This window comes from Rahnella sp. PAMC25617 (assembly GCF_050606005.1).
GTDB lineage: Bacteria > Pseudomonadota > Gammaproteobacteria > Enterobacterales > Enterobacteriaceae > Rahnella > Rahnella variigena.
In genome coordinates this window covers 1-203 of the sequence record NZ_JBOCUM010000212.1, presented here as the reverse complement: position 1 = coordinate 203, position 203 = coordinate 1, and the positions used below count along the sequence as shown (strand labels likewise).

General features: G+C 63.1%; 1 protein-coding gene. It reads left to right on the top strand.

What is annotated here, in order from left to right:
• Window positions 1-10: 10 nt before the first annotated feature.
• Entirely contained in the window at window positions 11-127 is a 117-nt protein-coding gene (locus tag ACM615_RS24205) for an aminomethyltransferase beta-barrel domain-containing protein (protein WP_431012680.1), read from the top strand.
• Window positions 128-203 lie beyond the last annotated feature (76 nt).

The window sequence follows — 203 nt, the reverse complement described above, 5'->3', positions numbered from 1 at the left end:
AGAGGATTCTCTGCGTGGAGTCGCTCCCGGCCAGGCAGCCGTCTTTTACGACGGTGACCTTGTCGTCGGATCGGCCACCATCTGCGGTACCGACCGCGCTGGCGTAAAGGCGGAGCAAGCAGCGTGATTGCGACCGGAATTGGTTCCCTGCCAGGCACCGACATGCGCGGAAGTCTGGCGGCGATGGCGGAGACATTTGACCA